The organism is Streptomyces sp. NPDC002776, assembly GCF_053592195.1.
Genome location: NZ_JBSFVG010000014.1, coordinates 128,434 through 153,425, shown reverse-complemented (window position 1 = coordinate 153,425; position 24,992 = coordinate 128,434). Strand labels below are relative to the sequence as shown.

At 68.4% G+C, this 24,992-nt stretch carries 26 protein-coding genes and 1 tRNA gene; 6 read left to right on the top strand and 21 right to left on the bottom strand.

The annotated features are described in order from the left end of the window. Window positions 1–119 precede the first annotated feature (119 nt). From ACWD11_RS26485 to ACWD11_RS26460, 6 genes are all read right to left on the bottom strand, one after another. A complete protein-coding gene (locus tag ACWD11_RS26485) occupies window positions 120–2,243 on the bottom strand; it encodes an FtsK/SpoIIIE domain-containing protein (protein WP_451285956.1) in 2,124 nt (707 codons plus the stop codon). Window position 2,244: 1 nt separating this feature from the next. Further along, window positions 2,245–3,849, bottom strand: coding sequence for a hypothetical protein (locus ACWD11_RS26480; RefSeq protein ID WP_451285954.1), 1,605 nt, complete (start codon window positions 3,847–3,849; stop codon window positions 2,245–2,247). A 76-nt stretch (window positions 3,850–3,925) separates the two neighbouring features. After that, on the bottom strand, window positions 3,926–4,264 hold the full coding sequence (locus ACWD11_RS26475) for an RRQRL motif-containing zinc-binding protein (RefSeq protein WP_451285952.1): 339 nt from the start codon (window positions 4,262–4,264) through the stop codon (window positions 3,926–3,928). Then, complete coding sequence (locus ACWD11_RS26470; protein WP_451285950.1) at window positions 4,264–5,271, bottom strand: DUF2637 domain-containing protein; 1,008 nt, start codon at window positions 5,269–5,271, stop codon at window positions 4,264–4,266. Before ACWD11_RS26470 ends, ACWD11_RS26475 begins: the two co-directional genes overlap by 1 nt. Continuing rightward, entirely contained in the window at window positions 5,268–5,567 is a 300-nt protein-coding gene (locus tag ACWD11_RS26465) for a DUF6303 family protein (RefSeq protein ID WP_451285948.1), read from the bottom strand. The genes ACWD11_RS26470 and ACWD11_RS26465 overlap by 4 nt, the downstream gene beginning before the upstream one ends. Beyond that, window positions 5,564–5,821 (bottom strand): DUF6284 family protein, encoded by a 258-nt coding sequence (locus ACWD11_RS26460; RefSeq protein ID WP_451285946.1) that lies wholly within the window; start codon window positions 5,819–5,821, stop codon window positions 5,564–5,566. The genes ACWD11_RS26465 and ACWD11_RS26460 overlap by 4 nt, the downstream gene beginning before the upstream one ends. A gap of 441 nt (window positions 5,822–6,262) precedes the next feature. Here ACWD11_RS26460 and ACWD11_RS26455 point away from each other — a divergent pair, with 441 nt between their 5' ends. From ACWD11_RS26455 to ACWD11_RS26445, 3 genes are all read left to right on the top strand, one after another. Then, window positions 6,263–7,024, top strand: a complete 762-nt coding sequence (locus ACWD11_RS26455; protein WP_451285944.1) for a GntR family transcriptional regulator — start codon at window positions 6,263–6,265, stop codon at window positions 7,022–7,024. 235 nt (window positions 7,025–7,259) lie between these two features. Next, on the top strand, window positions 7,260–7,718 hold the full coding sequence (locus ACWD11_RS26450) for a histone deacetylase (protein WP_451285942.1): 459 nt from the start codon (window positions 7,260–7,262) through the stop codon (window positions 7,716–7,718). Between the two features lie 69 nt (window positions 7,719–7,787). Further along, window positions 7,788–7,887, top strand: a tRNA-Ser gene (locus tag ACWD11_RS26445). Between the two features lie 136 nt (window positions 7,888–8,023). On the opposite strand, the gene ACWD11_RS26440 is transcribed toward ACWD11_RS26445, so the two are convergent. From ACWD11_RS26440 to ACWD11_RS26380, 13 genes are all read right to left on the bottom strand, one after another. Continuing rightward, window positions 8,024–9,439 carry a tyrosine-type recombinase/integrase gene (locus tag ACWD11_RS26440; RefSeq protein ID WP_451285940.1) on the bottom strand — a complete coding sequence of 472 codons (1,416 nt, stop codon included), beginning with the start codon at window positions 9,437–9,439 and terminating at the stop codon, window positions 8,024–8,026. A 60-nt stretch (window positions 9,440–9,499) separates the two neighbouring features. Next, a complete protein-coding gene (locus tag ACWD11_RS26435) occupies window positions 9,500–9,688 on the bottom strand; it encodes a helix-turn-helix transcriptional regulator (protein ID WP_451285938.1) in 189 nt (62 codons plus the stop codon). A gap of 157 nt (window positions 9,689–9,845) precedes the next feature. Further along, window positions 9,846–11,093 carry a DUF3631 domain-containing protein gene (locus ACWD11_RS26430; RefSeq protein WP_451285936.1) on the bottom strand — a complete coding sequence of 416 codons (1,248 nt, stop codon included), beginning with the start codon at window positions 11,091–11,093 and terminating at the stop codon, window positions 9,846–9,848. Then, a complete protein-coding gene (locus tag ACWD11_RS26425) occupies window positions 11,090–11,521 on the bottom strand; it encodes a hypothetical protein (protein ID WP_451285934.1) in 432 nt (143 codons plus the stop codon). Before ACWD11_RS26425 ends, ACWD11_RS26430 begins: the two co-directional genes overlap by 4 nt. Next, entirely contained in the window at window positions 11,518–12,435 is a 918-nt protein-coding gene (locus tag ACWD11_RS26420) for a bifunctional DNA primase/polymerase (protein ID WP_451285932.1), read from the bottom strand. Before ACWD11_RS26420 ends, ACWD11_RS26425 begins: the two co-directional genes overlap by 4 nt. Further along, window positions 12,432–13,124, bottom strand: a complete 693-nt coding sequence (locus ACWD11_RS26415; RefSeq protein WP_451285930.1) for an SAM-dependent methyltransferase — start codon at window positions 13,122–13,124, stop codon at window positions 12,432–12,434. The genes ACWD11_RS26420 and ACWD11_RS26415 overlap by 4 nt, the downstream gene beginning before the upstream one ends. Window positions 13,125–13,214: 90 nt before the next feature. Continuing rightward, window positions 13,215–13,523 (bottom strand): hypothetical protein, encoded by a 309-nt coding sequence (locus tag ACWD11_RS26410; protein WP_451285928.1) that lies wholly within the window; start codon window positions 13,521–13,523, stop codon window positions 13,215–13,217. A gap of 235 nt (window positions 13,524–13,758) precedes the next feature. Beyond that, complete coding sequence (locus ACWD11_RS26405) at window positions 13,759–15,864, bottom strand: hypothetical protein (RefSeq protein ID WP_451285926.1); 2,106 nt, start codon at window positions 15,862–15,864, stop codon at window positions 13,759–13,761. Between the two features lies 1 nt (window position 15,865). Further along, on the bottom strand, window positions 15,866–17,440 hold the full coding sequence (locus ACWD11_RS26400; RefSeq protein ID WP_451285924.1) for a hypothetical protein: 1,575 nt from the start codon (window positions 17,438–17,440) through the stop codon (window positions 15,866–15,868). A gap of 75 nt (window positions 17,441–17,515) precedes the next feature. Beyond that, window positions 17,516–17,857, bottom strand: a complete 342-nt coding sequence (locus ACWD11_RS26395; protein ID WP_451285922.1) for an RRQRL motif-containing zinc-binding protein — start codon at window positions 17,855–17,857, stop codon at window positions 17,516–17,518. A gap of 4 nt (window positions 17,858–17,861) precedes the next feature. Then, the gene (locus ACWD11_RS26390) at window positions 17,862–19,454 is read right to left on the bottom strand and encodes a DUF2637 domain-containing protein (protein ID WP_451285920.1); all 1,593 of its coding nucleotides are present in this window, start codon (window positions 19,452–19,454) and stop codon (window positions 17,862–17,864) included. Continuing rightward, the gene (locus ACWD11_RS26385) at window positions 19,435–19,752 is read right to left on the bottom strand and encodes a hypothetical protein (RefSeq protein WP_451285918.1); all 318 of its coding nucleotides are present in this window, start codon (window positions 19,750–19,752) and stop codon (window positions 19,435–19,437) included. Before ACWD11_RS26385 ends, ACWD11_RS26390 begins: the two co-directional genes overlap by 20 nt. A gap of 35 nt (window positions 19,753–19,787) precedes the next feature. Next, window positions 19,788–20,045 (bottom strand): DUF6284 family protein, encoded by a 258-nt coding sequence (locus ACWD11_RS26380; protein ID WP_451285916.1) that lies wholly within the window; start codon window positions 20,043–20,045, stop codon window positions 19,788–19,790. 517 nt (window positions 20,046–20,562) lie between these two features. Between ACWD11_RS26380 and ACWD11_RS26375 the strand changes: the two genes are divergently transcribed. The 3 genes from ACWD11_RS26375 (at window position 20,563) to ACWD11_RS26365 (ending at window position 22,879) form a co-directional block, all read left to right on the top strand. Continuing rightward, window positions 20,563–20,946 (top strand): GntR family transcriptional regulator, encoded by a 384-nt coding sequence (locus ACWD11_RS26375; protein ID WP_451285914.1) that lies wholly within the window; start codon window positions 20,563–20,565, stop codon window positions 20,944–20,946. Window positions 20,947–21,099: 153 nt separating this feature from the next. After that, window positions 21,100–21,885, top strand: coding sequence for an aminotransferase class IV family protein (locus tag ACWD11_RS26370; RefSeq protein WP_451285912.1), 786 nt, complete (start codon window positions 21,100–21,102; stop codon window positions 21,883–21,885). 109 nt (window positions 21,886–21,994) lie between these two features. Further along, window positions 21,995–22,879 (top strand): SUMF1/EgtB/PvdO family nonheme iron enzyme, encoded by an 885-nt coding sequence (locus tag ACWD11_RS26365; protein ID WP_451285910.1) that lies wholly within the window; start codon window positions 21,995–21,997, stop codon window positions 22,877–22,879. A 101-nt stretch (window positions 22,880–22,980) separates the two neighbouring features. On the opposite strand, the gene ACWD11_RS26360 is transcribed toward ACWD11_RS26365, so the two are convergent. Both ACWD11_RS26360 and ACWD11_RS26355 read right to left on the bottom strand, forming a co-directional pair. Further along, complete coding sequence (locus ACWD11_RS26360; protein ID WP_451285908.1) at window positions 22,981–24,123, bottom strand: helix-turn-helix domain-containing protein; 1,143 nt, start codon at window positions 24,121–24,123, stop codon at window positions 22,981–22,983. Continuing rightward, on the bottom strand, window positions 24,077–24,787 hold the full coding sequence (locus ACWD11_RS26355; protein WP_451285906.1) for a hypothetical protein: 711 nt from the start codon (window positions 24,785–24,787) through the stop codon (window positions 24,077–24,079). The genes ACWD11_RS26360 and ACWD11_RS26355 overlap by 47 nt, the downstream gene beginning before the upstream one ends. Between the last annotated feature and the right edge of the window lie 205 nt (window positions 24,788–24,992).

Here is a 24,992-nt window from a genome sequence, read left to right as displayed (position 1 = left end):
GTGCGGCTTGTCGCTTGTCTTGTCTTGTCGCTTGTCGCCTTGCAGGTCATAAGCCGTTTCCGCGCCCCCAGGGGGACTGAGCGGCGTGTGTTCTGGCGGGGGCGACAAGCGACAAGTGATCAACCTTCGGGGGGCTGTTCGGGGGCGTGCTGGCGGTGGACGTAGCGGGCCTTGGTGCCCTCTCCGACGCGGACGGCGGTGCCGTCCTTGACCCAGTCCCGCAGCCAGCCCACGACCGTCTGCCGGGACGTGCCGTGCTCGTTGGCGAGCGCGCGGGCGATCGCGGACGCCCCGGTGCCCTCCTGGCCGGCGGCGAGCAGCAGCGCCAGCGCGGCCTGCTGTGCGGGGCTGTCCTGCTCGCCCCGCAGCACCGACAGGTTCAGCCCACCCGCGGCCGGCGGCCCCTCGTTCCCCGCGGGGGTCTGCGGTTCGGGGGCAGTGCCGAACTGAGCGTCGATCTGCTCCCGAAACGCCCGCAGCATCGCCTCTTCGGGCGTCACCTGCTCCGCCTCACTCTCACGTAGCGCGGTCAGGTTCAGCCCGCCCGCCCCGGCGTCGGAGTCGTCGCTCAGTTCGGCGTCGGTGAGGGTGAGGTCGCGCATCCATGCGGTGCGTTCGGCATCCCAGCGGCGGGCATAGGCCGGGCCGGCGGCTTTGGCGGACACGTCGTCCAGGCGGGGGTGCCGGTCGGAGGTGGCGACGGTGATGTCGCGGATCTGGTTGGGCAGGATCCGCCAGGACTTGAACAGCGCGGCCGGCGACTCGGGGGTGCCCATGAACCCGGCGCCCTTGTAGGGGGCCTGGTCGACGCGCAGTCCGCGCCGGCCGGGGAACATCTTGCCCAGGTCCATGCCCTCGGTCTCACCGCCGGTCAGGGCAACGCGGACCTTGCCTTCCCGGCGGATCATCAGATTGCCCAGCACGCTGCCGGTGGCACCGAGCGCGGTGAGCACAGTGCGGATGCCCATGGCGCGCAGCATCCGGATGACTTCCAGGATCTTCTTTGCGAGCTGCTTCATCTGCCGGTCGGTGCTGACCAGGATTTCCGCGCCCTCGTCGATGACCAGCAGGATCTGCGGGATCTTGGAGCTGATGGGGAGCAGGTCCGTGTTCGCCTTGGCCAGCAGGTCCTGATACGCCTTCTTGCGGTGCAGGCCGATGGCCAGCGCGGCATCGAGCATCAGCGTCGCCTCCTCGTAGGAGGAGGCGAGCCAGTCCACACCGGGCCGCACCGGTTTGCCGTTCTCGGTGGTCAGCTCGCCGTTGAGGGCGGGCAGGACCCAGGGCAGGCCCGCGCTGCCGGCGTTGAGGTCGATCACCCAGGTGAGCACGTCCTGCGCGCGGGCGAACCCGGCGAGGATCGTGTGCACCATGTTCGTCTTGCCCGACCCCGTGGGGCCGACGACCAGGGCGCACTGCTCGCGCAGGTAGGCGGAGACGATCTCGCCGTTGGTGCGCACGCCCCACGGCAGGCCGGACAGGACCGACAAGGGCCCGTAGTCCTCGGGGTAGGGGCAGTCCTCTTTGAGGACGTTGACCGTGGTCACGTCCATGATCGTGCGGCCTTGGTGGATCCCGGGCCCAGCGCTGGCGGTGCAGCCGTGCGGCAGCCGCGCGTCCGCCGACAGAGCTACCGAGTACTGCGCGATCCGGTCGTAGGTGATACCGCCCTGCGGTTCCAGGTCCAAGGAGTAGCCCGCGCCCGTCGGCCACATCTCCACACCGACCACGCGCACGCTGATCGAGCAAATCCGCTGGATCCGCTCCACCCACTCCGCGGCGATCGCCCGCCGCTCCGCGGACAGCTCCCGCGCGATCTCGCGCTGTTCAGCGGCGATGGCTTCCTCTTCGCGGGCTTCCTCGAACAGGGCGGCGGAGCGGGCGGCGGCGCCGATACCGACGCCCATCGTGGCCAGGGAGCCGAGGGCGGCCCAGGTGAGGGGGCCATTCGTCATGGCCCAGGTGGTCCAGCCGGCGCCGACCAGCCAGGAGGCTGCGCGGGTGGCGAGGGTGCGGCCGGCGTTCCGTACGCGCAGGCCGACGACGGTGTGACCAAGGGCGCCCGCGGCGCCGACCGCGAGGGCCCATCCGGGCGGCATGGATGTGGCGGCTCCGGTGGTGGCGACGGCGAAGGCTCCGGTGGTGGCGGACAGGGCGCCGGTCACAGGTCCGTGACCGGCGCTCCAGTCCAGCACCGGGCCACTGCTCGCCTGCTTTTTGGTGGCGGTGGCGGTGCTGCTCATGTCAGACGTTCCAGCCCTTCTCAGCCTCGGTGCCGTTGCGGGGGTCCTCGTGCCGGGCGATGTCCTGCTCGTGCGCCTGCCGGAACAGCGGGCCCATGTCCTCCGCGACCGCGACCGCACTCATCAGGGCGCCGAAGATGTCGTTGAAGCCGTCCGCCACCTCCTTCTCCAGCGGAAACTCCGAGTCGGAGCGCTCCGCGAGGATCTTCATCACGTTCGCCACGGATGTGAGGGCGGCGGGCAGACCCTCGACCATGGCCAGGATCTCCATGGCGTTCTCAGGCTCGTAGGAGTTGGCGGCCTGCTCCATCTCCTCAGCGGCCTCTTCAAATCGGAAACCGGACACGTGCTCTCCCTCGGTCGACGGGGTGTTCGTGCTGGTGGGGACGGTGGACTCGGGGCGCTCGACGCCATCCGCGATGCCGTCGGCGCCGTCCTCGGTGGCTTCCGCGTCGGCGGCGGCTTCCTGCTCGGCCTGCTCCTGGCGGATCGCCGCGTCGCGGTGGGCCCGCTGCTCGGTGGCGGTGCGGACGATGCGCCAGAACAGGCGCCGACCGGGGTACATCAGCCACGGGATATCGAACTTCCGCCCGATCGGCGTGGTGACCATGCCGAGCAACCCGAGGGGCAGGGCGAGCAGGGCGGCGAGCAGGCGCCGGCCGTGGAATCGGGCCGCGGACCTGCGCAACGCCTGCCGAGCAGCCCGACGGGCCGGAGCCTTCCGGACCGCGGCGCGCTTGGCGGCGACGGTGCCGGCGGTTGCGGCGTCGCGCCGGGCACGGTGCTTGGCGACTGCCGCATCCCGCGCGGCGCGTGCCTTACGGGCGACACCACCGAGCATCCGGCCACCCAGGCCGCCGCGGTGGGTGGACCCGGCGCCGCCGTTGGTGCGGGCCTTGGTGTTGCGGCGGGCGTCCGCGACCGCGCGGCGTGCGGCGGTGGTCTGTGCCCGCTGTCCGGCCCGTGAGCCGGCCGCGGCCTGCTGCGCGGTCCGGCGCAGGGCTTTGACCTGCCCCACCTTGCCCGCAGCCTTCCCGGCGGCGCCGGCCGCGTGCCTGGTTGTGCCCTTGCCGGTGTTGCTGCGGGCCTTGCTGGCCTTGCTCGCCCCGGTGCTGCCGTGGCCGGCGGTCGTACCGGACGGGCGGCGGTGCTGGCCGGGCCCGCTGACCGGCTTGCCGCCGGAGCGGCCGGCGCGGGAGCCGGCCGAACGGCTGCTCCCGGCTCGGCTGCTGCCGACCGTTCCTGCTCCGGTGCGGCGCAGGCCAGCGCTGCGGGCGGCGGACCGACCGGCCGCGCGGGCGGCGGTACGGCGGGCTTCCTTGCGGGGGTTGGTCTTGCGGCTGCGGGTGCCGGCCACGGTGCCGAGGACGACAGCGCCGGTCGCGGCAACCATGGCGGCGACCGGACCGCCGGCCAGGGCGGCGGTGGCGACCATGCCCACGGTGCTGTTCGCCCCGGCGAGAGCGAGCGGGACGACCGGCCAACCGCCGGGCGTGTGCTCGGGCCCCGCGTCCGCGGCGGCCTGCTCGGTCGGCGTGGGTGCAGGTGTGGGCGGGGGCGGTGCGGGAGCCGGGATGGCTACCGGCTCAGTGCTGAGTTCCGTCATGCTGTGAGCACTCCTTCAGGGGAGTAGGGCCCGGCCGGTGCTGTAGGAGGCGTATGGCCGGGCCTGCCAACAGGGCTTATGCGGCGCGCCGTTCCTCGGGGAAGGCACACGGGGTGCACATGCCGAGCGAGGACGGGATCACGTATCCGGCATCCCGCCGGCACTGCGGGCAGATCCGCCGGGCGGCGTTGGCCTTGGCCAGGGCCGCCCGCTTCGCAGGAGTCATCGGCCGAACGGGCTTGGCCTGCTCGATGAGGTAGAGGTAGGCGACCAGCGGTTCACGACGGCGGCGCGGGCGCTCGACCTGTGCAGCAACGTCCTGCCCGCCGGGCCGCAGCCCGAGCGCGCGCAGCTGGCGGCGCGTGGCCAAACCGTCAGGGGCGAGCCGCCACCGATAGGTGGGGATCGTGGCCATCAGTTGCTCGCAATGGCCAGCTCGGCGCCGCCGGCGCCGGGGTCGCGGTGTTCGGCGTAGCGGGCGGACACCCACCCCACCGACCAGCCGCACAGCTCCGCGGCAGAGCGCACGGAGAGTTCCGCGTCGAACGCGGCGGCCACGATCTGCCGGGCGTCGTCCTCGGGGAGCTTGCCGTTGGCCGGCCCGCGCGCCAGCAGGGCGGCGCGTTCACGCTCGGCCCGCTCCTCGTGCTCTTGGCGTTCACGGCGTTCACGCGCTTGCTGCTCGGCGCGCTCGCGGGCACGGCGCTCAGCGGCTTCCCGCTCGGCCCGTTCACGCTCCTGTTCACGCTGTTCACGCTCGCGTTCACGGCGTTCACGCTCGGCCCGCGCAGCAGCCTCCGCACGCTCCCGGGTCTCCCGCTCCTCGCGGTGCTGCCGCTCTTCCCGCTCGGCCTGCTCGCGGGCGAGCGCGGCCTCATGTTCACGCTGTTCACGGGCAAGCATGGCGGCGTGCTCGCGCTCCTCACGGGCCTCTTCGCGGGCCTGTGCGGCACGCTCACGGGCCGCCTGCTCCTGCCGCTCCCGCTCTGCCTGCTGCCCGGCTTCCAGCGCGGCCACCGCACGGGCGATGGCCCGCCGGTAGGCGAGGCTGGTCTCTGCGGTGACGATGAGCAGCAGCGGCGCGACCGCATGGACAGCCACGCCGACCAGGTCTTTGTTCAGTGCGGAATCGGCGGTGTTGAGGGCGAGTGTCATCAGTCCGGTCATCCACCGCAGCACCACAGGCCAGCGTCCGCCGTACCCACCGAGGCGGGCGAGCACGTCATCGAGCTTGACCACGATGACGACGGCGGCGTCCACCACAAGCGGCAGGATCGGCGCCGTCCAGTCCCACGCCTCGGCCGTGTGCGCGGCCATGAGTGGCGTCACGGTGAGGATGGAGTAGAGCATCGCCCCGCACACGATCAGCCATGTTCCGGCCGATAGGGCGCGCTCGGCTGAACGGATCTGAACGGCGTTCATCCGCCCACCCCCGCCCGTGAACGGACCCGGATCGCGGCGATCAGCACGACCGGAGAGGCGGGATCGTCGGGGGTCACGCTGTCCTCGATCCACGTCCACTCAGCGCCCGCTGCCGGCTCGAACCCGAGCACGCTCAGCGCGTCCCCGCGGTCCGTGAACGTCGGTACCGTGTCGCCGCTGAACGCGCACTCGGGCCACGGCTCGGTGGTGTTCAGCAGAGCGACGTACAGCCGCCAGCGGCCATCACGGACGGACATCTGCGCGGTGAACTCCCGCGCGCCTTCCTGCCCGCTCACGCCGCACCGCCCCGGCGTACCTCCACCGCCTGGTGCGCCAGCGCGGCGAGCAGCCGACGACGGGCCCGGCGGATACGCCGGGAGTCCAGCTCCGTCGGGGTCCGGTCCATGGTGGCAATCTGCGCGTCCAGCAACTCGACGCCGGCCAGGATGGCCGGCATCTCCTGCTCGATGGCCTCCAACTCCGCGTCCGTCGGCTCCATAAAGTCGGCAAACGCGGTAACAGCGTCCTGAACAGTCACGATGTGGTTCATGGGTCGTGGTCTCCCTAGCAGGTGAAACGGCCCGAACAGCACCCCCGGAGTTGCCTCTCCGGGGGTGCGCGCCGTTGAAGTCGGGATTCCGGCTCCCCTCAGCGCTGCTCGTACGAGACGAGCAGCGGAGGCAACCGGCCGCAGCAGTGCTGCGGAAAGGTCGAATCGCGCTGTACCTCACGCAGAGATCCCGTGTGGCCGCCTACTTGGCCGAGGAGAGGCGGCGTGATCCTCATTCAGTTGTCAATGAACGACCAGTTCAGAGCCTTACGGCGCCTTTCAGCACGCCGCAGCTACCCTGCCCGGCATAAAGACTGACTCAACGGTGTTGGTGGTGTTGTACCAACAACCAATGCCCTGAGCTTGCCCCGAGACCTTGGGATCGTCAAGGCAAAGGGCGTATGTTGTTGGCACAAGTCAGCCAACTAGCGGGGAGGCACCGTGCGGGAGCAGCGCCCGAGGTACCACCGAATTGCGGATGACCTGCGAGGACAGATCGAGCGGGGGGAACTTGAGCCCGGCGCGCAGCTCCCGACGGAGTTTGAGCTGGTGGAGCGGTACGAGGCGAGCCGGAACACTGTCCGGCTGGCCCTTCGTCGCCTGACCGAAGAAGGGCTCATCATCGCTGGTCAGGGGCGCGGTAGCTTCGTTCGTCGCAGCTTGACGCCGGCGGTGTGGGACTGGTCGGTGTTGGAGTCGCGGGCCCGACACAAGTCGGACGAACGAGGTGACCAGTGGGCCAGCATTGTGGCCGAAAGTGGTCGACAGCCCCGCCAGGCGGTGCGTGTCTCGATCCGGCGCCCGCCGCCCGAGGTCGCGGAACGTCTCCAGCTCGATGCGGAGACCGCGTTGACAGTCGTGCGGGAACGAGTGCGCATAGTCGACCAGGACCCTTACGCCTTGGCCGACTCCTACTTTCCCGAGGAACTGGTGAGGGATACCCCGCTCATGCTGCCGGAAGACGTGTCAGCGCCCGGCGGCATCTTGGCCAGCGTTGGCCTCGTGCAGGCGCGCTACCGCGACGAGATCACCGTGCGGATGCCTACGCGTGCGGAGATCGAGAAGCTGTCTCTTCCCTCTGCGACTCCCGTGGCCGTTCACATGCGTACGGGCTACGACGAAAACGACCGGCCCCTACGAGTAATGATCACGATCCTTCCGGGAGACCGTCATGTCATCAGGTACGACGTTTCAGCGGAGTGAGCACGTCCCTCAGGAGCAAGCCACAGTGAAGGCCCTGCGAAGTATCGACTCGACCCTTCCGCGCAACCGGCGCCCTGCGCAGGTCTGGTACACGTCCTACGGCTCCAACATGCATCTGGACCGGCTAGCCGCCTATATCAAAGGTGGCCGGCCGCCAGGAGCGGCCCGGGAGTACCCGGGGTGCCGCAACCGGGCCATGCCGGCTCGGTCCATCCCTGTGGAACTGACCGGCGCTATGTACTTCGCGACCGAATCGCCCGTGTGGGGAGGGGGGAGGGCCTTCTACGATCCGCACGCGACCGGGCGGGTGCTGGCTAGGGCACACCTGGTTACGGCGCAACAGTTCGCGGACATCGCGGCTCAGGAGATGTATCGGACGCCGGGCGCAGACCTTGACCTGGTCGACACTCTGACTCATGGGCGGGACGTGCTGGGCGAGGGCCGATACGAAACGCTCGTGTGCGCCGGGCAGGTTGATGACATGCCGGTACTGACCTTCACGGCTCCGTGGGGCATGGATGACGTGCAGTGGGTGCCCCCGTCACCCGCCTACGTGCGCTTCCTGGCGTCAGGTCTGCTGTCCGCCGGGGCGTGGGATATGGAAGCGATTGCCTCGTACGTGGCGGCGTGCCCCGGCGCGCACGGCCACTGGTCAGAGCAGGGGATCGCTGATCTTCTAAGCGAGAGTCTGTGAGGGGTCCTGGTGATGAGCGCTTGGCCATCCTCCGGCCAAGATGGGCTGGGTCGCACCGCTCGGGACCCCGTAGACGCAGGTCAACGCCCAAGTCACCGCGCGAATCCGACTGGTCTTGAAAACCGTCGTGGCAGCGATGTCACCGTGGGTTCAAATCCCACCGCCTCCGCGCAGGTCAGAAGCATTGCAGGTCAGAAGGGGTGCCACTCTCCGGAGCGGCACCCCTTCCGCGTTCACCCTGTCTCACTCTTTCTCGCCGGTATCCCAGCTTTGACCAGTGCGTATGGGCCATCTGTGGGCCAGGATCAGGGCTGGTCTCCTTCGTCGAGTGCGCGGGCGATCAGGCTGTTGGAGTGCTGCTGGCCGCCCTTGAGGATCTTCGCGTAGAAGCGGTACAGCACAGCGATGCTGTGCCCGGCGCGGGCGGCGACCTCTGCGGGATCCACACCCGATTTGATCCAGAGCGATACGCCCGCGTGCCTCAGGGAGTACGGCACGCCCGCAAGACCGGACTTCACCTCGCTGGGCGTGAGCACCGCTTTCCGGGCTCTCTCCCAGAGATCGCAGTATTCGGTGGACGCCACGCGTCCCCCACGTGCCGCTCGGAACAGCCGGCCGTCATCGGCCGTGCCGTACCGAGTGATGTGCTCTCGGAGCAGGTGCACGAGAACCGGCGGGATAGGAACGGTGCGTGTTGCCCCGCTCCTGCGCCGCTTGAGACCGCGTTTCTCGTAAGACGTGCCCTCGTCGGTCCAACCACCGCCCACCTCGGGACGGCTCTCCCCGAGAAGCAGTTCCCCCCACTCCTTCACGGACTCCGGAGAATTGGGTGGCAAGGTGCAGTCCGATTCCTTGAGCGCGACGATCTCACCAGGGCGCATGGCCGCGTAGTAGAGGCATCCGAAGAACGCGTGCAGGTGTTGGCCGCGGGGTCCGGAATCGCGGACTGCCCCGAGCAACGCGCGGGCCACGTCCGGGCCTGGAACGTACCGGAAGTCAATCTCGTCGTCGCTCTCGGCCGGCGACCAGTCCACACGGGGCAGCGGGTTCGCGGTGAGGAGTCCTTTCTCCTCGACCGTGTAGCGCAGCACGTTGCTCAGCACCATGCGCTTGCGCCGGGCGGTGTTCTCGGCAGCCTTGCTTCCGTCCATCCGGAGCGACAGGGCCTCCAAGGCTGGACGCAGAAGCGCAGGATCCTCCAGGTCCCTGACCTTGATGGAATGGGCAGCGATCCACTCCAGAGCGGTTCGGATGTCGGCGGGCGGCTCCTCGACGACGTGACGCGACACCCAGGTCCCTTCGGCATCACGAACGGCTCGGAACGCCCATTGGTACAGAGCGGTGCGCAGTACTGCGGCATGAGGCGCGCCACGTTTGCTGGTGACGAGCACAGGAGTCACCACAGCGAGCGATTCAGCGATGCTCGCCCGGTGCTTGGCTGCGGCTCGCGGCCACTTCATCAGTACGTATCCAGTGACGTGCTCGTACCAGGACGGAGAGGTACGAGCCCGCAGCTCACTCGCGGGCAACCCCGTTTCTTCGTCGAACTGCTGGTGGTCCCGCAGAGCGGTCATCAACTCGGACCGACGCCCCTCAGCCTGCGGCTTGAGCTTGAAACTGCGGGAATGAGGGCGCTCACCGACCCGCCAACGCAGCTCCCAGGGTTTCGGCCGGCCGGTGCGCTTGCGGATGGACCAGATATCGACGTCGTACGTGAGCATCTCTCTCCAGACAGAACGAGGGGCCCGCGCTCAGCGCGGGCCCCGGTGAAGGGAACGGATTTACGCGGCGCGTTCCTCGCAGGACGCCCACCAGGCGTCAAGGTCGGCGCGGCTGACACGGAGCTGACCGTTGGGGAGTTTCTGGAGGCGCGGTGCTTGACCACGGGCGCGCATGCGGTAGAAGGCGGCGCGGCTCATTTCGATCTCTTCGAGGACTTCGGGGAGCTTGAGCATTTTGGGGCGAGCCATCGTTGCGACTCCTCGTCTCGGGCCTTCTGGGGGATCCGCAACATCCGCCACGCCGCAACATTGCTGGTCAGCGGCTTGAATCTGTGGCGGATGCCGTTTCTGTTGCGGATAGGTCCCGCCACGCGGCGGCGCGGCGGGACCGTGGGATGTGGGCTGTTCAGCCGGCGATGCGGAGTTGGCGTGTGTCGGTTTCCGCGAGCATGTGGCGGTTCTCAGAAGGGGTATCCGCCACAGATTCACCCCCGTTGACCTGCGGTGTTGCGGACGTTGCGGATGTTGCGGAATCTCCGGGGAGAGGGGGGCAGTAGCGGTTCCACGCGTCGCTGAGATCCTCCGCGTAGTAGCCCTTCGGGGTGCCGCTGCCCACCCGGATACCGCGGGGCTTGATGGGGGTGTCGTCCGGGCGCACGTACTGGCTCAGGAGCTTGGACAGGCCGCGCGCGGTGAGCGGCTTGAGGCTCTGGCCGTCGTTGCTCAGGTCGCCCCACGGCGCGTCATCGAGCCCCAAAAGGACTTCGAGGATCGCGGCGGTGGGCATGCGGTCGGCACCGCAGAACACCTTGTCGCGCAGGTCGGTCAGCAGGCGCACTCCCAGGGATGCCTCATCGCCCTGCGACGCGGCCTTGATGAGTGCGACACAGGCGGCACGGGCCCTCTCGGGCCAGTGCCCGCCGGCCGCGTCCGCAACCGCCAGCAGCGGCTCCCACACGTCGGCCGGCCGGTCCGTGACGCCCTCGGGCATCTCCGGCCACGCGTCTGCGATCTGGTCATGGATGGTGGCGGTCCACTCCGCGAGCCGGTCCCGCAGGACGTGCCCTTGCTTCTCGTGGACGCGGCGCCGATACGGCTCGCACTTCTCGTTGGGTGCCTTTTTCCGCATGCGGATGATGACTGACCTGGTCAGGATCGTGTCGGGCAGCGAGCCGAGTCCTGCCATAGCGACGGCACAGAAGGAGGGGAAGAAGGCTGCCTTCTGGTCGGATCCGTCGCCGGTACAGCGCAGGGACTTGGCGCCGCGCCGGTAGCCGGAGTTGAGGAACCCGCGAACCTCTTCGTTCCCGCCTGCCTTGGGGCCGAACACGGTGTCGATCTCGTCGAACAGGAGCGTCGGTGTCCCCGCGTCGGCCGCGACCAGCCGGAACAAGGCGTTGGCGGAGGCGTTGACGGTGGTCGCAGCGCGCGGTGTGAGGGTTTCGATGATCTCCAGTGCCCGCGACTTTCCCGATCCCGGTTCGGGGCTGAGGAAAGCGATGCGGGCGGTGCCGTCGAGCGCTTCGATCAGGTGCGCGTGTGCATCCCACAGCGCTACGGCGACGTAGGCATGTTCGGTGGGGAAGACGTTGAAGCGGCGATGGAAGGCTTCCACCTCGTCCAGCAGCGCGGCCCCGTCGATGATCTTCGTCATGCGGCAGCCCTCCTTTCAGGCAGAGATGCGGGTGTCCCGGTGCAGGCGGATGTGTGGTCGGCGTACTCGGCCACGAGCGCGGTCACCTTCGGTGCACCGGTGGCGGTGCTGGTCTGTCCGCAGGTGCAGGCGTAGGCGGCGTTGGGGGTGTCGCCGGGGCGCTTGGACCAGCGGGCTCCGTCCCAGTGGTCCCGGTAGACCGGTGGGGCGTAGATGCGGATTCCGGGCTGATCGGGGGTGGGGTCGGGGGTGCTGTGATGGGCTTGGTCGCTGCGGAACTTCTGAGAGCGAAGGGAAGAAGGGACGCCCTTGCGGGCGGCGACCTTCGGTTCGCCCACGACCGCCTGGAGTCCGGCCAGTCGGGCGGGGCGCGGGCCGGTGGCGGATTGGGGTTGGCCTTCCAGGTGGGGGGAGTTGGGGGCGCTCATGCGGCTTCCCGCGGGCGGGCGGTGCGGATGGAGCCGTCCAGGGCGCTGCGGATCGTGGCGCGGCACTCGGCAGCGGCGAGACCGGTCGACTCCCCCGCCACCTGGAAGGCCTCCTCGACCACGTGCCGCGGAAGGTCGCCCCACGCGACGAACCGCCCCACCTTGAAGGCGCTGCGGTTGAGCACCGTGTTCCGCGTGCCATCCGCAGCAGCAGCCACCGCGGCGCACTCGGCTTCCAGCGCCGCCTGCGCCGCGAGACTGCCCGCCACGACAGGAAGCCTCAGCGGCCCCGGCGCAGCGGCGGGAGCGGTTGCCAGAGCGTCGCGCAGCCAGTCCGGCAGTGGGGCAGGCTCGCGGTGCTCCAGGACCGTGTACGTGCCGTCTGCCGTGGTGCTGCCGGGGGCGACGACGTATCCGCCCCACCCTCGGGTGTCGATCTTCTTCGCGAGCCGTCCGGCGGTGGAGTTCAGCCTAATTCCGCGGGGTTGGGTGAAGTACAGGTGCTCTCCACCGCGTGCGGTCCGCACCCGGTAGGTGTCGGGTACGGGCTGCCCGGCGCGCTCGCAGAGCGCTTGCAAGGAAGTGGCGCCGTCAGGCGTTCCTTTCGGGTCTTTGGGCTTGAGGGTGTCCAGGTCGATGACCAGCAGCCCGGACGGGCCGGTGGCAATCCCGACGTTGTACGGCGCCTTTGCCCATGCGGCGGTGAGCAGTTCCGTGTCGGTGGTGGCTCGCTGCTCGGGTGTCTTGTGGCCGTCCGTGCACCGCCCGGTGGCGGGGCAGTGCTGCTCTGCGTGGCCGGCCGGGCGCTTGCCGCCGGGGCGGAGCGGGATGACGTGCCAGCCGCGCTGTGCGCTCTGTGTGGCCGAGGCGAGCAGAGCGAGGCGCGTGAGGTCCGTGCTGTGGGTGCTGGTCATGCTGCCACCCCCAGGACCGGGGCGAGGGAGATCAGGGCGGCCCGCCCGATGTGTTCGGCGTAGGCGGGTGGGATGCACTCGCGGATGCCGTCGCGGTTCATCCACGGCACCCCGAGCACGCGGCGGGCGAGAGGAACGCCCGAGAAGTTGCCGACGAACTGCCCGTAGTGACCCGGCGGGACGGGGCGGCCCAGCTTCGCCTGAGGCACGGTGTGCGGGGCGTGTTCGGGCTGTTCGAGGGTGAAGCCTCCCCCGGTCTCGAAGAACCGGTGCCGGTAGTTGTCCAGCCCGAACATCGTGGCGCACAGCATCACCGGGGCGTTCAGCTTGCGCACGGCTCCCCGGACGTTCTCCATCACCCACGGGCGTCCGGTTGCTTCCAGCGCGGCGCGAGTCGGGGCGATCAGGTCGGGATGAGGGTTGCCCTGGATGCGCTGGCACTCACTGTCGTGCTGGCACGGCGGCGAGGCGTGGATGAAGTCGAACTCCGGCCCGTGAGCCAGGACGAACGCGATTGCGTCGGCCTGGATGAACCGGAGCGGGTAGCGGGGCTGGGGGTCCTTATCGACGCCGGTCACGTCGAACCCGGCGTCGGCGTAGCCCTTGCCGGCGCCGCCCTGGCAGCAGTACAGATCCAGCAGGCGAGGCCGTAAGCCGTGGGGTCGCCGGATGTGGGTGGGTTCGGTCATGCTGGAGGTCTCCAGTTCCTTGACGGGTTCTGGCTGGACAAGGGCGGCCCCGCGGCTTTGGCGAGACGATGGGGGCCGCCCTTGGCGCAGCTAGGTGTTCTTGCCGCGGGCGAGTTTGAGGGTGAGGCCGCCGACTCCGATGGGTCCGGCGGCGCCCGCGATGACGGTGGCGGTGTGTGCGGCAACGTCCATCAGCCAGCACAGAGCGGCGACCACGCCCCACGCTCCGAGTGCGGCGGCCCCGGCGATCGCGAACGGGATCAGCACGCGCTGCCAGGGGAAGGCGGGCGGGGTGTCGTTGACGACGAACACGACCGGCTGGCCGGTCGCCTGAGCGCGGTTCCAGGTGTCGGCGGGGATGTGCGGGGCTATCTGCCCGGGCGGGGTGTGCTGGCGCATTTTCAGACTCCCTTTAGGGTGCGCCGCGGGCCCGTGCCAACAGGTGGCGCGGGCCCGGGCGGTGGGTGGTGTGCTTGTCGTGTGGCTTGTCGTCTCACTTGTCGTGCCGCTTGTCGTCTGCCTTGTCTTGTCGCTTGTCTTGTCGCTTGTCGCCTCCCAGCTCACAAGCCGTTTCCGAGCCCCACGGGCCCCTCAGACGACATGTGATGGAGCAGGGACGACAGGCGACAAGCGATCAGCCCTCGGGCGCGTGGGAGCGGTGGACGTAGCGGGCTTTGGTGCCCTCACCGACGCGCACGGCGGTGCCGTCCTGCACCCACGTTTTCAGCCAGCCGACGACTGTCTGACGGGTCGTGCCGAACGCGTCCGCGAGCGCGCGGGCGATCGCGGACGCTCCGGTGCCCTCGGGCCCGGCGGCGATCAGTGCCGCGAGCGCGGCCTGTTGCGCGGGACTGTCCTGCTCATCCCGCAGCGCGGACAGGTTCAGCCCCGTCGGCCGCTCGAACGCGTCACCCTGATCGGTGGTGTGAGGTTCGGGTGCGGTGCCGAACTGCGCGTCGATCTCCTCCCGGAAGCGCCGCGCGAGCGCGTCCTCCGGGGACTCCTGCTGCTCGCTCAGCGCGGACAGACGCAGACCCCCTGGCGCCCCGGCCGAGGCGTCGGCGGCGTTGTCCGTCGCGCCGTGCTCGCGCATCCATGCGGTGCGCTCAGCATCCCAGCGCCGCGCGTAGGCGGGCCCGGCAGCCTTGGCGGACACCGCATCGAGCGTGGGGTGCCGGTCGGAAGTTGCGGCGGTGATCTCCCGGATCTGGTTCGGGAGGATCCGCCACGCCTTGAACAGCGCCGCCGGCGACTCAGGGGTGCCCATGAATCCCGCACCCTTGTGGGGGGCTTGGTCGACGCGCAGGCCGCGGCTGCCGGGGAACATCTTGGAGAGGTCCATGCCCTCGGTCTCACCGCCGGTGAGGGCGACGCGCACCTTGGCCTCGCGGCGGATCATCAGGTTGTTCAGCACGGCGCCGGTGGCCCCGAGGGCGGTGATGACGGTGCGCACGCCCATGGCACGGGCGATCCGGATCACTTCGAGGATCTTGTCCCCGAGCTTGCGGATCTGCCGGTCGGTGCTGGCCAGGATCTCCGCGCCCTCATCAATGACGAGCATGATCTGAGGAATCTTCACGCTGACCGGCAGCAGATCGGTGTTGGCCTTGGACAGCAGGTCCTGGTAGCCCATCTTGCGCTGCTTGGCCACGCGCACCGCAGCGTCGAGCATGGTCAGGGCTTCCTCGTACGTCCCGGCGAGCCAGTCAACGCCGGGCCGGACAGGCTTCCCGTCCTCCCGCGTGATGTCCCCGTTGAGTGCGGGCAGCACCCACGGGAGGCCGGCGGATCCGGCGTTCAGGTCGATCACCCACGTGAGCATGTCCTCAGCGCGGGCGAACCCAGCGAGGATCAGGTGGATCAGGTTCGTCTTGCCCGAACCGGTCGGGCCAACGATCAGGGCACACTGTTCGCGCAGGTATGCGAGAACCTCTTCCGCGTTGGTGCGGTAGCCCCAGGGGATGCCGGTGTGCACCGAGAGCGGCCCGTAGTCGCCGGGGTAGGTGCGCTCCTGTTCCAGTACGTTCACCGTGGTGACGTCGATGATGACGCGGCCCTGGTGGATGCCAGGTCCGGCGGTTGCGGTGCAGCCGTGCGGCAGCCGGGCATCGGCGGACAGGCGCGGGGAGTCGGCTGCGATTTTGTTCCAGGTGGCGCCGCCGGGCGGGAGTTCAGCGTCGATGGAGAACCCGGCACCGGTTTCCCACATCTCGACGCCGACGACGCGCACGGTGATCGAGCAGACCCGCTGGATGCGGTCGACCCATTCCGCGGCGATCGCACGCCGTTCCGCGGACAACTCCGCTGCGATGGCGCGCTGTTCAGCGGCGTTGGCTTCGTCCTCGCGGGCCTCTTCATACAGCGCGGTGGAGCGTGCGGCGGCGCCGATGCCGACGCCGATGGTGGCGAGGGAGCCGAGGGCAGTCCAGGTGAGCGGGCCGTGGGTCATGGCCCACGTGGTCCACCCGGCGCCGACCAGCCAGGATGCGGCTTTGGTGGCGAGGGTGCGGCCGGCGTTGCGGACGCGGATCCCGGCGACGGTGTGGCCGAGTGCGCCGGCGGCGCCGACTGCGAGGGCCCATCCGGGCGGCATGGAGGTGGCGGCGCCGGTGGTGGCGAGGGCGAAGGCTCCGGTGGTGGCGGACAGGGCGCCGGTCACGGGTCCGTGACCGGCGCTCCAGTCCAGCACCGGGCCACTGCTCGCCTGCTGCTTCTTGGTGGCGGTGGCGGTGCTGCTCATGTCAGACGTTCCAGCCCTTCTCAGCCTCGGTGCCGTTGCGGGGGTCCTCGTGGCGGGCGATGTCCTGCTCGTGTGCCTGGCGGAACAGCGGGCCCATGTCCTCCGCGACAGCGACCGCGCTCATCAGGGCGCCGAAGATGTCGTTGAAGCCGTCGGCCACTTCCTTCTCCAGCGGGAACTCCGAGTCGGAGCGCTCCGCGAGGATCTTCATGACGTTGGCGACCGCGGTGAGCGCGGCGGGGAGCCCTTCGACCATGGCGAGGATCTCCATGGCGTTCTCGGGCTCGTACTGGTTGGCGGCCTGCTCCATCTCCGCAGCGGCCTCTTCGAACCGGAAACCGGACACGTGCTCTCCTTCACTCACAGGGGTATTGGTGCTGGTGGGAACCGTGGCCGCGGGGCGTTCAACGCCGTCCGCGATACCGTCCGTGCCGTCCTTGGCAGCCGCCGCATCCGCGGCGGCCTCCTGCTCGCGCTGCTCCTGCCGCGTGGCCTCATCGCGGGCCGCGCGCTGCTCGCCGGCGCTCTGCACCATGCGGCGGTACAGGCGCCGGCCGGGGTGGATCAGGGAGGGGATGCCGAGCTTGCGGCCGAGCCACGTCGACAGGCAGCCGAGCAGGCCGACCGGCAGGGCGAGCAGCGCGGCGAGCAGTCGCCGGCCGTGAAAACGGGCCGCGGAACGGCGCAGCGCGCTACGGGCCGCCTTGCGGGCGGGGGCCTTGCGGACCTGCGCCCGCTGCTTGGCCACCGTGCCGCCGGTCTTCGCGTCGCGCTTGTTGCGCTGCTTGGCGATCGCCGCATCCCGGGCGGCCCGCGCCTTACGGACGGCACCGCCCAGCAGGCGGCCCCCGCCGGTACCACGCTTTCCTGGCCCGGTCTTGCCTGCGGTCGCCTTGGCGTTGCGGCGGGCATCAGCAACCGCGCGCCGGGCGTTCGTCAGCTGCGCCCGCTGCCCGCTACGCGAGCCGGCCGCATCCTTCCGCGCGGCCCGCAGAGCCTTGACCTGCCCGACCTTGCTTGCCGCGCTCTTGGCCGCGCCATGCTTGGACAAGCCGCTGCCGGTCTTGCTCACGGACTTTCCGCCGGTCCCTGTACTGCCGTGGCGGGCCGCGGTAGTGCGGCGGTGCTGGCCAGGCACCTTGCCCGACCCGCTGCTACCGGATCGGCCGCCACGTGATCCGCCGGAACGGCTCCCCGAGCCGGCGCGGGTGGCACCGCCCGAACTGCGGAGCCTGGAGGACTGGGCGGCCGTGCGGCCGGCGGTGCGGGCCGCGGCCCGGCGAGCCTCACGGCGCGGGTTGGGCTTACGGGAGCGGGTGGCAGCCATGGTGCCGAGGACGACCATGCCGGTCGCGGCCACAGCCGCGGCGATCGGCCCGCCGGCCAGGGACGCGGCGGCGAGGGCGCCGACCGTTCCGTTCGCACCTGACAGGGCGAGCGGAACAACCGGCCAACCGCCGGGTGTGTGGTCCACCTCCGCCGTGTCCTTGGCCGTTGTGGGCGGGGTGTCAGGGGGCGGGGGCGGTGTGGCCGGGGGAGCCGGTGCTACTACCGGCTCAGTGCTGAGGTCCGTCATGCTGTGAGCACTCCTTTGGGGAGTAGGGCCCGGCCGGGGCCGTAGGAAGTTGCCGGCCGGGCCTGTCAACGGTGGTCAAGCAGCGCGCTGTTCGTCGTCGGGGTAGGCGCAGGGCACGCACATGCCGAGCGAGGAAGGGATGACGTATCCGGCATCCCTGCTGCACTGCGGGCAGGTGCGGCGCGCGGTGTTGGCTTTGGCCAGAGCCGCCCATTTCGCCGGCGTCATGGGCCGGACGGGCTTGGCCTTGTCGATCTCGTACAGGTAGGCGACCAGTGGTCCGCGCCGGTATCGCGGGCGTTCGATCTGCGCGACGACGTCCTGTCCGCCGGGCCGTAAGCCGCGCGCCCGAAGCTGCCGCACCGTCGCCAGACCCTCCGGGGCCAGTCGCCACGGGTAGGTAGGAAGGCTTGCCACGGCGTCAGGCGGTGGTCATGACGCGCGGCTGCGCGGCGATCTGCGCGGCGCGCGCGGCACGGAAGTCGCGCAGCCAGTTCCGCGCGTTTCCCGGGTCCACACCGAACCGCTCCGCCAGATCCCCCGCAGTCGGCTCCACCGGCTCAGGGCCGCTCAGGGCGCGCAGGTAGTACGTCCAACCGTCCTGCTTGGCCGGCGACTTCCACACCGTCTCCCCGCCATTCGTGCCACCGTCCGGGGCCTGCGGGTGCAGGGTGCCAAGATCGGCGCGCAGCCGCTCATACAGCGTGCGGGCCTCTGTGATCTGCCCGTTGAGCTGCTGCAGCTCGCGGGCGTGGGACTGGTAGGCGGCCTGTGCCTGCTCCGCCTTGGCCGTGAGGGCATCGAGCGTCTGCCGCTTGCCTTCCGCCTGCTGCTGCGCTGCCTGGATGACCTCTTGTGCGCGCTGGCGGGCGTGCTGTTCGTCTTGCCGCGCGGTCTCCGCGCGCTGCCGCGCATCGGCTTCCTGCTGCCGCGCGGCTTCCACGCGCCCTACCGCATCACTGCCCTGCGCGAGCAGGCCAGCCTGCTCGTGCCGGACCCTTTCCAGCTCGCTGCGCGCGGCGGCCAGTTCGTCTGCCGCGCGCTGCCGCGCGGCCTCTGTCTCCTGCCGCGCGGCTTCCGCGCGCCGCAACGACTCCTGCGCCTGCTCCGTCAGGCTGGAGACTTCCTGACGTTCAACAGCAGGGGTGATCGCGAGATCCTCGATCAGAGCCAGGACCGCTTCGGGCCTGCGGAAGTCGAGAGCAGCGAACGCATCCGCGCCCGTGAGCGTGGCCAGCCTGCGGGCCAGCGCAAGCGCCTGACCGGCGTCGACAGCAACGTCGGCACGGTCCAACGCCTTCTGTGCCTTGCGCCGCCGGCGAGCAACCTTGCGGGTCTTCCCTGCCTCAAGGGCCAGGCGCAGCCGGTAGACACGCAGCGCAGCCCGCTGCACCAGTGCCGCCCGGGCGATCGCGGACGATGACGTGCGGGCGTCCAGACCGAGCAGGGCGAAGAGTTCAGCCCAGGCGTGCTGCCACAGCAGCGCTACCAAACGGGCCGGACCCGGACGTGCGTCGTCGTCCTGGCCGGGCTTGACGTGGTGCAGCTTGCTGCGGAGTTGCAGTTCGATCAGCCACGCGGCCAGTGCCGGCACTGCGGCCAGCACGGGGCGGGCCCACCAGTTCGGGGCGTGCACCGCGTTCATCGCTGCGGAGAAGGCCACCAGCAGCCATGCGGTGCGGTGCATCAGCCGCAGCTCCCGCGTCCACCCCTGCTCGGGGTCCGCGGCGCGGTACATCATGACCAGCAGCGTCATCTCCGCGGCATCGAATACCGAGATGAACGCCACCGCCAGCGCTGTGGGCAGCGCGCTGGTCTGTGTGGCAAAGCCCCACAGGCCATGCACACTGACCGCCACACCACCGAGCGCGACCACGGCTTGCGGGCCGATCCCGGACAGCCACGAAGAGTTCCGCAGCTGGCCCACGCCCCACACGACCAGGGCGAGCACGGCGACTGAGCCGGCCAGCCACGGCCACGGTCCGGACGGAATCTCAGGGAGCCAGGACAGCATCGGCTGCCACCTCCCCGGCCGGCGTCGTGGTGTCGTAGACGGCATAGACGCGGAACTGAACCCCGTAGGCGGTGACCTCGAATCGCAGCGTCACCCGCTCATCTCGGATCCGGATGGTGACCTGATCAGCAGGCACATTGAGAGCCTCGCGCCATGCCTCGACCTTGTTCGGGCTGTCGAGCTGAACGCCCACCTCGTCGGGCAGCACGTCAGAGAACGAGAAGTAGGCGCCCGGCAGGTTCGGGTGGCTGACCGCCAGTCCGGCCAGCGCGACCAGCACGGTTGCCTGCTCAGCCAAGGACGTTGCGGTAGGTGTTCCGTAGTCGGTTCGCATCAGGCGACCTCACCCGCGGTGACGCGGTTGGCCAGCGTCGCCCGCTCCGCGAGCACCTTGTTCGTCGCCCGGCGCAGCCGCCGCTCCCCGAGCGCGGACGCCGGCCGGTCCAGCAGCATGAGCTGCACGTCCAGCAACTCCAGCTCCGCGTCGATCAGCGGCGCCTCACGCTCGATCGCGTCCAGCTCCGCGTCCGTCGGCTCCATCCACGAGGCGAACGCGGTAACAGCGTCCTGAACAGTAACGATGTGTTCCATTGGGTCGTGACTCCCTAATCGTAGGAACGGCCCGTAACGCAGCCCCGGGTCTAGCCACCCGGGGCTGCTCGCCGTTGAAGTCGGTGCATCCGGCTCCCCTCAGCGCTGCTCGTACGAGACGAGCAGCGGAGGCAACCGGCCGCCGCGGGGCGCGCGGCGGAAGGGCTGGCTTGTGGCACATGCCACGGAAGGTTCTGCGGATGTCAGATCACGCAGTGCCGGTATCTGCACTGAAAGCAGATCCGGGCAGGTCACCCGGCCCGGCATGGGCGGTCGGGATGGTGACCCGCCCCCATTGACCGCACGTGTTCATGCGGCTGGGGCGGCACTCTGTTGAGTTCTCCACAGCGCGTCCTCCGGGCCGTGCATCCGGACGCTGTTCATGCAGGCCAAGCGACCTCCGATCAAATGACCTAGGTCGATTGGCGTTGGTGGAAAAGCTACCTAGGTCGATTAGGGTCGTCAAGGGCATCGAGCACCCAAGTTCAAAACGACCTAGGTCAAGTACGCTTTCGGGGTGGATTCACAGCCGAAGAGAAAGCCCAACGCTCGCGAGATCGCAGCCAGAATCAGAGACGAGATCGCCAACGGGACGTTCGGTCCCGGAGATCGACTTCCCGGCGCTCGGGCCTACGCCAAGAAGCTCGGTGTAGCCCTGATGACCGTGCAGAACGCCTACACACAACTCCAAGAAGAGGGGTTGGTCGAAGGTCGTACGGGGAGCGGCACCTACGTCCGTGACCCGGCGCCTGGTGAGCAAGGACCCCGCCAGGCTGCCCAGCGGTTGACCGAGCTGCAAGCTGAGGTCGCACGTGTGTCGACCGAACTCGCCGGCCTCGCCGAGCGCGTCAAGCAGCTTGAAGCGGCCGTGGGCCCCGCCAAGGGGGAGCCCGGCGCCTAGCGTCTCTCGCGGTGCGTTCGCCATCATGCTCTTAGCGTGTCCCGGTGAGCGCTCCGTGAGTACGTACTCCCGCCGCCCCCGCACCGAACTAATCCGAACTTTGGCCGCTTAACGGGGTGTTGGCGGCTAGTCAGGGGCTGCAAGACTGGCCGCATGGCTGAACTGAACGGACATCCCGTCACCCTCGACGAACTCCAGAGCCTCGCCCTCACGAACTACGGTCACTTCACGTCCATGCGCATGGAGGACGGGACCATCCGCGGCCTCTCGCTGCACTTGGACCGGTTGGAGCGGGACTGCCGATTCGTCTTCGGTGTCGAGTTGGACCGCGAGAAGACGCTGAGCTACATCCGCAAAGCGGCTGAAGGGCTCACCGGCGTGGCGGGTCTCCGCGTCACCATCTTCGATCCTGCGATCGACATGGGGCGCCCGAGCGATGCGAAGGACCCCCACGTCCTGGTGAATCTGCGGCCGGCCGGTGCCATGCCCCCGCCCCCGCTTACCGCCAAGTCCTTCAACTTCACTCGGGACAGCGCGGCAGTGAAGCACATCGGCCTGTACTCGCAGCTCCGTGTTCGACGTGACGCCCAGCTCGCAGGCTTCGACGACGCGGTGTTCGTCGAGCCGGACGGTCGCATCTCCGAAGGCGGCACGTGGAACCTCGGGTTTGTTGACCAGAGCGGAACGGTCGTTTGGCCGGATGCCCCCGTGCTCCCCGGTACGACGATGCTCCTGCTCCAGAGCCTGCACGCCCCCAAGCAGGTCACGGCCCCGGTCACTCTTGCCGACGTCCCGAACATGGCTGCCGCGTTCGCCACGAACACCACGGTCGGCGTGCGCTCCGTAAGCGCGCTCGACGACGTGAAGTTCCCGCAGAACCACCCTGTGCTGGATGCACTGCGCGACGGGTACGCCGGGATTCCCGGCGACCGACTGTAGGCGTACCACCGCCCCTGCCAGGGGCGGTGCTTCACGACAGAGGTAGCCCATGCCACTCGTAACGAAATGGACCGGCCGCGAAGTCAAGGCACTACGTGAAGCCGTACGCATGAGCCTGATGGAGTTCTCTGAGAAGCTCGGGGTGTCCGATCGCATCGTCTCCCGCTGGGAGGCAGACGGTGAACGGGCCACAATTCGCATGGTGAACCAGGCAGCCTTAGACACGTTGCTTGCCAAGGCGGATAAGGATGCCCAAGGTCGCTTCGTCGGCATCTTGTCGGTGGACGACATCCCTGCCCACGCCATCATCGAGCCTGACGCCGACCACACGAGCAGCGGCGACTACGTGAAGCATCCTGGAGACGGGAAGCTTATGGCCTACGTCCCAGAGGGAATCTTCCTGTCCGGGGCGGTTGACGACCCGGTGTGGGTGGACGCATTCCACATAGACACGTTCCCGACCACCAATGCTGACTACGCGCGATTTTGTGCGGCGACTCGGCACCGTGCGCCTGAGCACTGGGAGAACGGTCGATGTCCCCGGGATCTGTACGATCATCCTGTCGTACACGTGACTTGGCGCGACGCGCACGCGTATGCGAAGTGGGCGGGGAAGTCACTGCCGACGGCCGAACAGTGGGAGAAGGCGGCGCGCGGCACCGCTGGGCGCACTTTCCCGTGGGGGGATCAGAAGACCGCCGCCAAGTGCAACGTCAGGGAGACGGGTGTGGAGCGCACGACTTCGGTTTCTCGCTACCACAGCGGTGTCTCGCCTTACGGCGTCTACGACATGGTGGGCAACGTGTGGGAGTGGCTCGCAACGCCGACCACGCCAGGCCGCTACGAACTTCGTGGCAGCGCCTTTACGAGCCCCTTGTTCCGGGGAGTGCCTGCCGTTCCCAATGACGCCAACGACACGATGCACGACGACGACACCGGGTTCCGGTGTGTGGCGACACCCGAACAGATGGTCTCCCACAAAAGTGATCGCTAGAACGTCTCGCGCGCTGTCTTTCTTGATGCGCGCATGCCGGGCACGGCGGTAGCGACACTGCCGCCGCCGTGCCCACGGCAACTACACGCCCGCAGTTGTCGCTACTTAACAACTTTCAGGTGTCCTGTTACTGCCGGGCTCTTTTGTCCTCCACCAGGGACGGCTGCCATGGCCAGTCCGAAGACCAGCGCATCGAGGTCTTGTTCACTTTCCCTTAGATGATCAGCAATCACCCGGGACGTCCAACCATCTTCCCTAGCTAGCTTGAACAAGTCGGTCAAGAACCTTGAGGGCTCGGCTTGAATTCCATCTGGTTCATCGGTTCGGTAACCGCGTTCGGACAGCTCGATCAGCCACTGCCTTCTGTTCCACTCCGAAATAAACTCAAGCCTGTACAAACGTTCAACCATGGCAAGGGCTGAAACTTTCCAGTATTTCTTTAGCTGGAATACGTCATCTAGGCGGAGCTTTCCTACTACTTGAGCGTATAGGCCGTCGGCTGGCACTAGAAAACTTGCGGCGAAATCATGAGCCTCCTGTTCAATTTGTTTTGAGAGGTTCATGCTCGTGGCTTCATGCAGCACCAAGTGACCTAGTTCGTGCGCTAGGTCAAATCTCGTCCGCTCGGCCGTCTTGCTTGTGTTCAGGAATACGAAAGGTCGACCCTCATATCTGAAGGAGAAGGCGTCAATTTCGCGATCGGCAGCCGGGAGTGAGAAGACGCGAACCCCCCTTCGTTCAAGGAGGGCCAACATGCTCTTGATGGGCTTTTGGTGCAACCCCCAGGTCGACCGGAGTTGTTCAGCAACTACCGCTGGGGGAACGTCTGACGGATCGGCGACATCGGGTAGGTCGGCGATTGGCGTGCCGTAGTGCTTGTCGATCCATCCGCTCAGCTCAATTGCCATGGAGCTGACCGCAAGCACTCTTCTCAACTGTCGAGCTGTCATCGACGAGAGGGCGCGAAAGGTGACCCACTCCTCATTTACCTGGGGTGGGTCATCGGAAGTGAAGAAGGATTGCGGAAGGGACAGGGCTTCTGCGATTTGTTCCACTGGAGGTGAATCCACCTGCCCGGATTCCCAGGCCGTGACAGTACGCCGTGAGACATTACACAGCTCGGCGAGCCCTTGTTTTGTGAGTCCCCTCCGCTCTCTCGCTGATGTCAGCCTTGCAGGATTAAATGACGGTCCTTCATCATGAAGTAGCCCGGAATACCATTGATTCTCCGTCATCGTCGTCATCCTCGTCTGACTCTATGGGTGCTACCGCTCCCGATGAAGGGATCGGTGGGATGAGGATGCGCTCCACCCACTCACCAACCAGACCGTCGCCGAGGTCCCGTGCGAGCGAGATCTCCAAACGAATCTCGTCTTCGTCGGCGTGGACGACGAGGAACCACGTTGAGCAGTCTTCGTCAGGAGTTAGGTCGGAGCTTTGTGGCTGTGCAGAGCGGGTGCCCTCGATCTCTCCCCAGAGAGTCGGTTGAACGAATTCTGCGTTCCTTTCTACCCGCTCCCTGGTCTTGGGTCCTCGCTTCCGGGTCAGCTTTGGGTGGCGCTTACCTCGCGTACCAGTGTATTTGTCGCCCGCTACGACGGCAAAGGCCAGGCGCTTCTCCTCGGAGTAGACGGTTTCGTAGTTTCCCGTCCGGCCTATGTTCCACCCCTGCTGCAACTTCTTCAGTTGACGACGGAGCCCTGCGAGTGTTTCCGCCCACATGACCACGCCTGCGTATGTCCGCGGATACCAGGGCTGATCTACCCGCTTCCGGGCATCGTCGCCATACGTGACACTTTTCCGAAAATGTTCGGCGGAGAGTCCCCACTCCCGAAGGCGAGCGTCTGCCTCGGTCGGAGGAGTGATCTTGGTGGACCTGTCAGGCGGTTGCGCAGGGTTTTTCAGCATCGAGCCTCCGTGATCGACTTCCTCAAATCCTACCTCAGATGAGGTCTGAAAAGAGGAAGTTGCAGCCCCGTGGCGTCGATCACGGCAGGGCTGGACATCCGGCGGGGGTAGGGGTCGTTGTGGGCCATGTATGGGCCAGGGGAGCGGAGTGGGATGCAAGTTTGGCTATCGGCGCAGGTCAACGCCCGCATAGTTGCGCTACGGG

Coding starts and splice junctions, on each gene's coding strand:
- ACWD11_RS26380 (WP_451285916.1), bottom strand. CDS start 20,045: ATGGAACACATCGTTACTGTTCAGGACGCTGTTACCGCGTTCGCCTCG.
- ACWD11_RS26450 (WP_451285942.1), top strand. CDS start 7,260: ATGTACTTCGCGACCGAATCGCCCGTGTGGGGAGGGGGGAGGGCCTTC.
- ACWD11_RS26405 (WP_451285926.1), bottom strand. CDS start 15,864: ATGAGCAGCACCGCCACCGCCACCAAGAAGCAGCAGGCGAGCAGTGGC.
- ACWD11_RS26420 (WP_451285932.1), bottom strand. CDS start 12,435: ATGACCAGCACCCACAGCACGGACCTCACGCGCCTCGCTCTGCTCGCC.
- ACWD11_RS26355 (WP_451285906.1), bottom strand. CDS start 24,787: ATGCTGAAAAACCCTGCGCAACCGCCTGACAGGTCCACCAAGATCACT.
- ACWD11_RS26430 (WP_451285936.1), bottom strand. CDS start 11,093: ATGACGAAGATCATCGACGGGGCCGCGCTGCTGGACGAGGTGGAAGCC.
- ACWD11_RS26360 (WP_451285908.1), bottom strand. CDS start 24,123: ATGACGACGATGACGGAGAATCAATGGTATTCCGGGCTACTTCATGAT.
- ACWD11_RS26470 (WP_451285950.1), bottom strand. CDS start 5,271: ATGAACGCCGTTCAGATCCGTTCAGCCGAGCGCGCCCTATCGGCCGGA.
- ACWD11_RS26485 (WP_451285956.1), bottom strand. CDS start 2,243: ATGAGCAGCACCGCCACCGCCACCAAAAAGCAGGCGAGCAGTGGCCCG.
- ACWD11_RS26400 (WP_451285924.1), bottom strand. CDS start 17,440: ATGACGGACCTCAGCACTGAGCCGGTAGTAGCACCGGCTCCCCCGGCC.
- ACWD11_RS26410 (WP_451285928.1), bottom strand. CDS start 13,523: ATGCGCCAGCACACCCCGCCCGGGCAGATAGCCCCGCACATCCCCGCC.
- ACWD11_RS26390 (WP_451285920.1), bottom strand. CDS start 19,454: ATGCTGTCCTGGCTCCCTGAGATTCCGTCCGGACCGTGGCCGTGGCTG.
- ACWD11_RS26440 (WP_451285940.1), bottom strand. CDS start 9,439: ATGCTCACGTACGACGTCGATATCTGGTCCATCCGCAAGCGCACCGGC.
- ACWD11_RS26370 (WP_451285912.1), top strand. CDS start 21,100: ATGGCTGAACTGAACGGACATCCCGTCACCCTCGACGAACTCCAGAGC.
- ACWD11_RS26425 (WP_451285934.1), bottom strand. CDS start 11,521: ATGAGCGCCCCCAACTCCCCCCACCTGGAAGGCCAACCCCAATCCGCC.
- ACWD11_RS26435 (WP_451285938.1), bottom strand. CDS start 9,688: ATGGCTCGCCCCAAAATGCTCAAGCTCCCCGAAGTCCTCGAAGAGATC.
- ACWD11_RS26460 (WP_451285946.1), bottom strand. CDS start 5,821: ATGAACCACATCGTGACTGTTCAGGACGCTGTTACCGCGTTTGCCGAC.
- ACWD11_RS26480 (WP_451285954.1), bottom strand. CDS start 3,849: ATGACGGAACTCAGCACTGAGCCGGTAGCCATCCCGGCTCCCGCACCG.
- ACWD11_RS26365 (WP_451285910.1), top strand. CDS start 21,995: ATGAGCCTGATGGAGTTCTCTGAGAAGCTCGGGGTGTCCGATCGCATC.
- ACWD11_RS26475 (WP_451285952.1), bottom strand. CDS start 4,264: ATGGCCACGATCCCCACCTATCGGTGGCGGCTCGCCCCTGACGGTTTG.
- ACWD11_RS26415 (WP_451285930.1), bottom strand. CDS start 13,124: ATGACCGAACCCACCCACATCCGGCGACCCCACGGCTTACGGCCTCGC.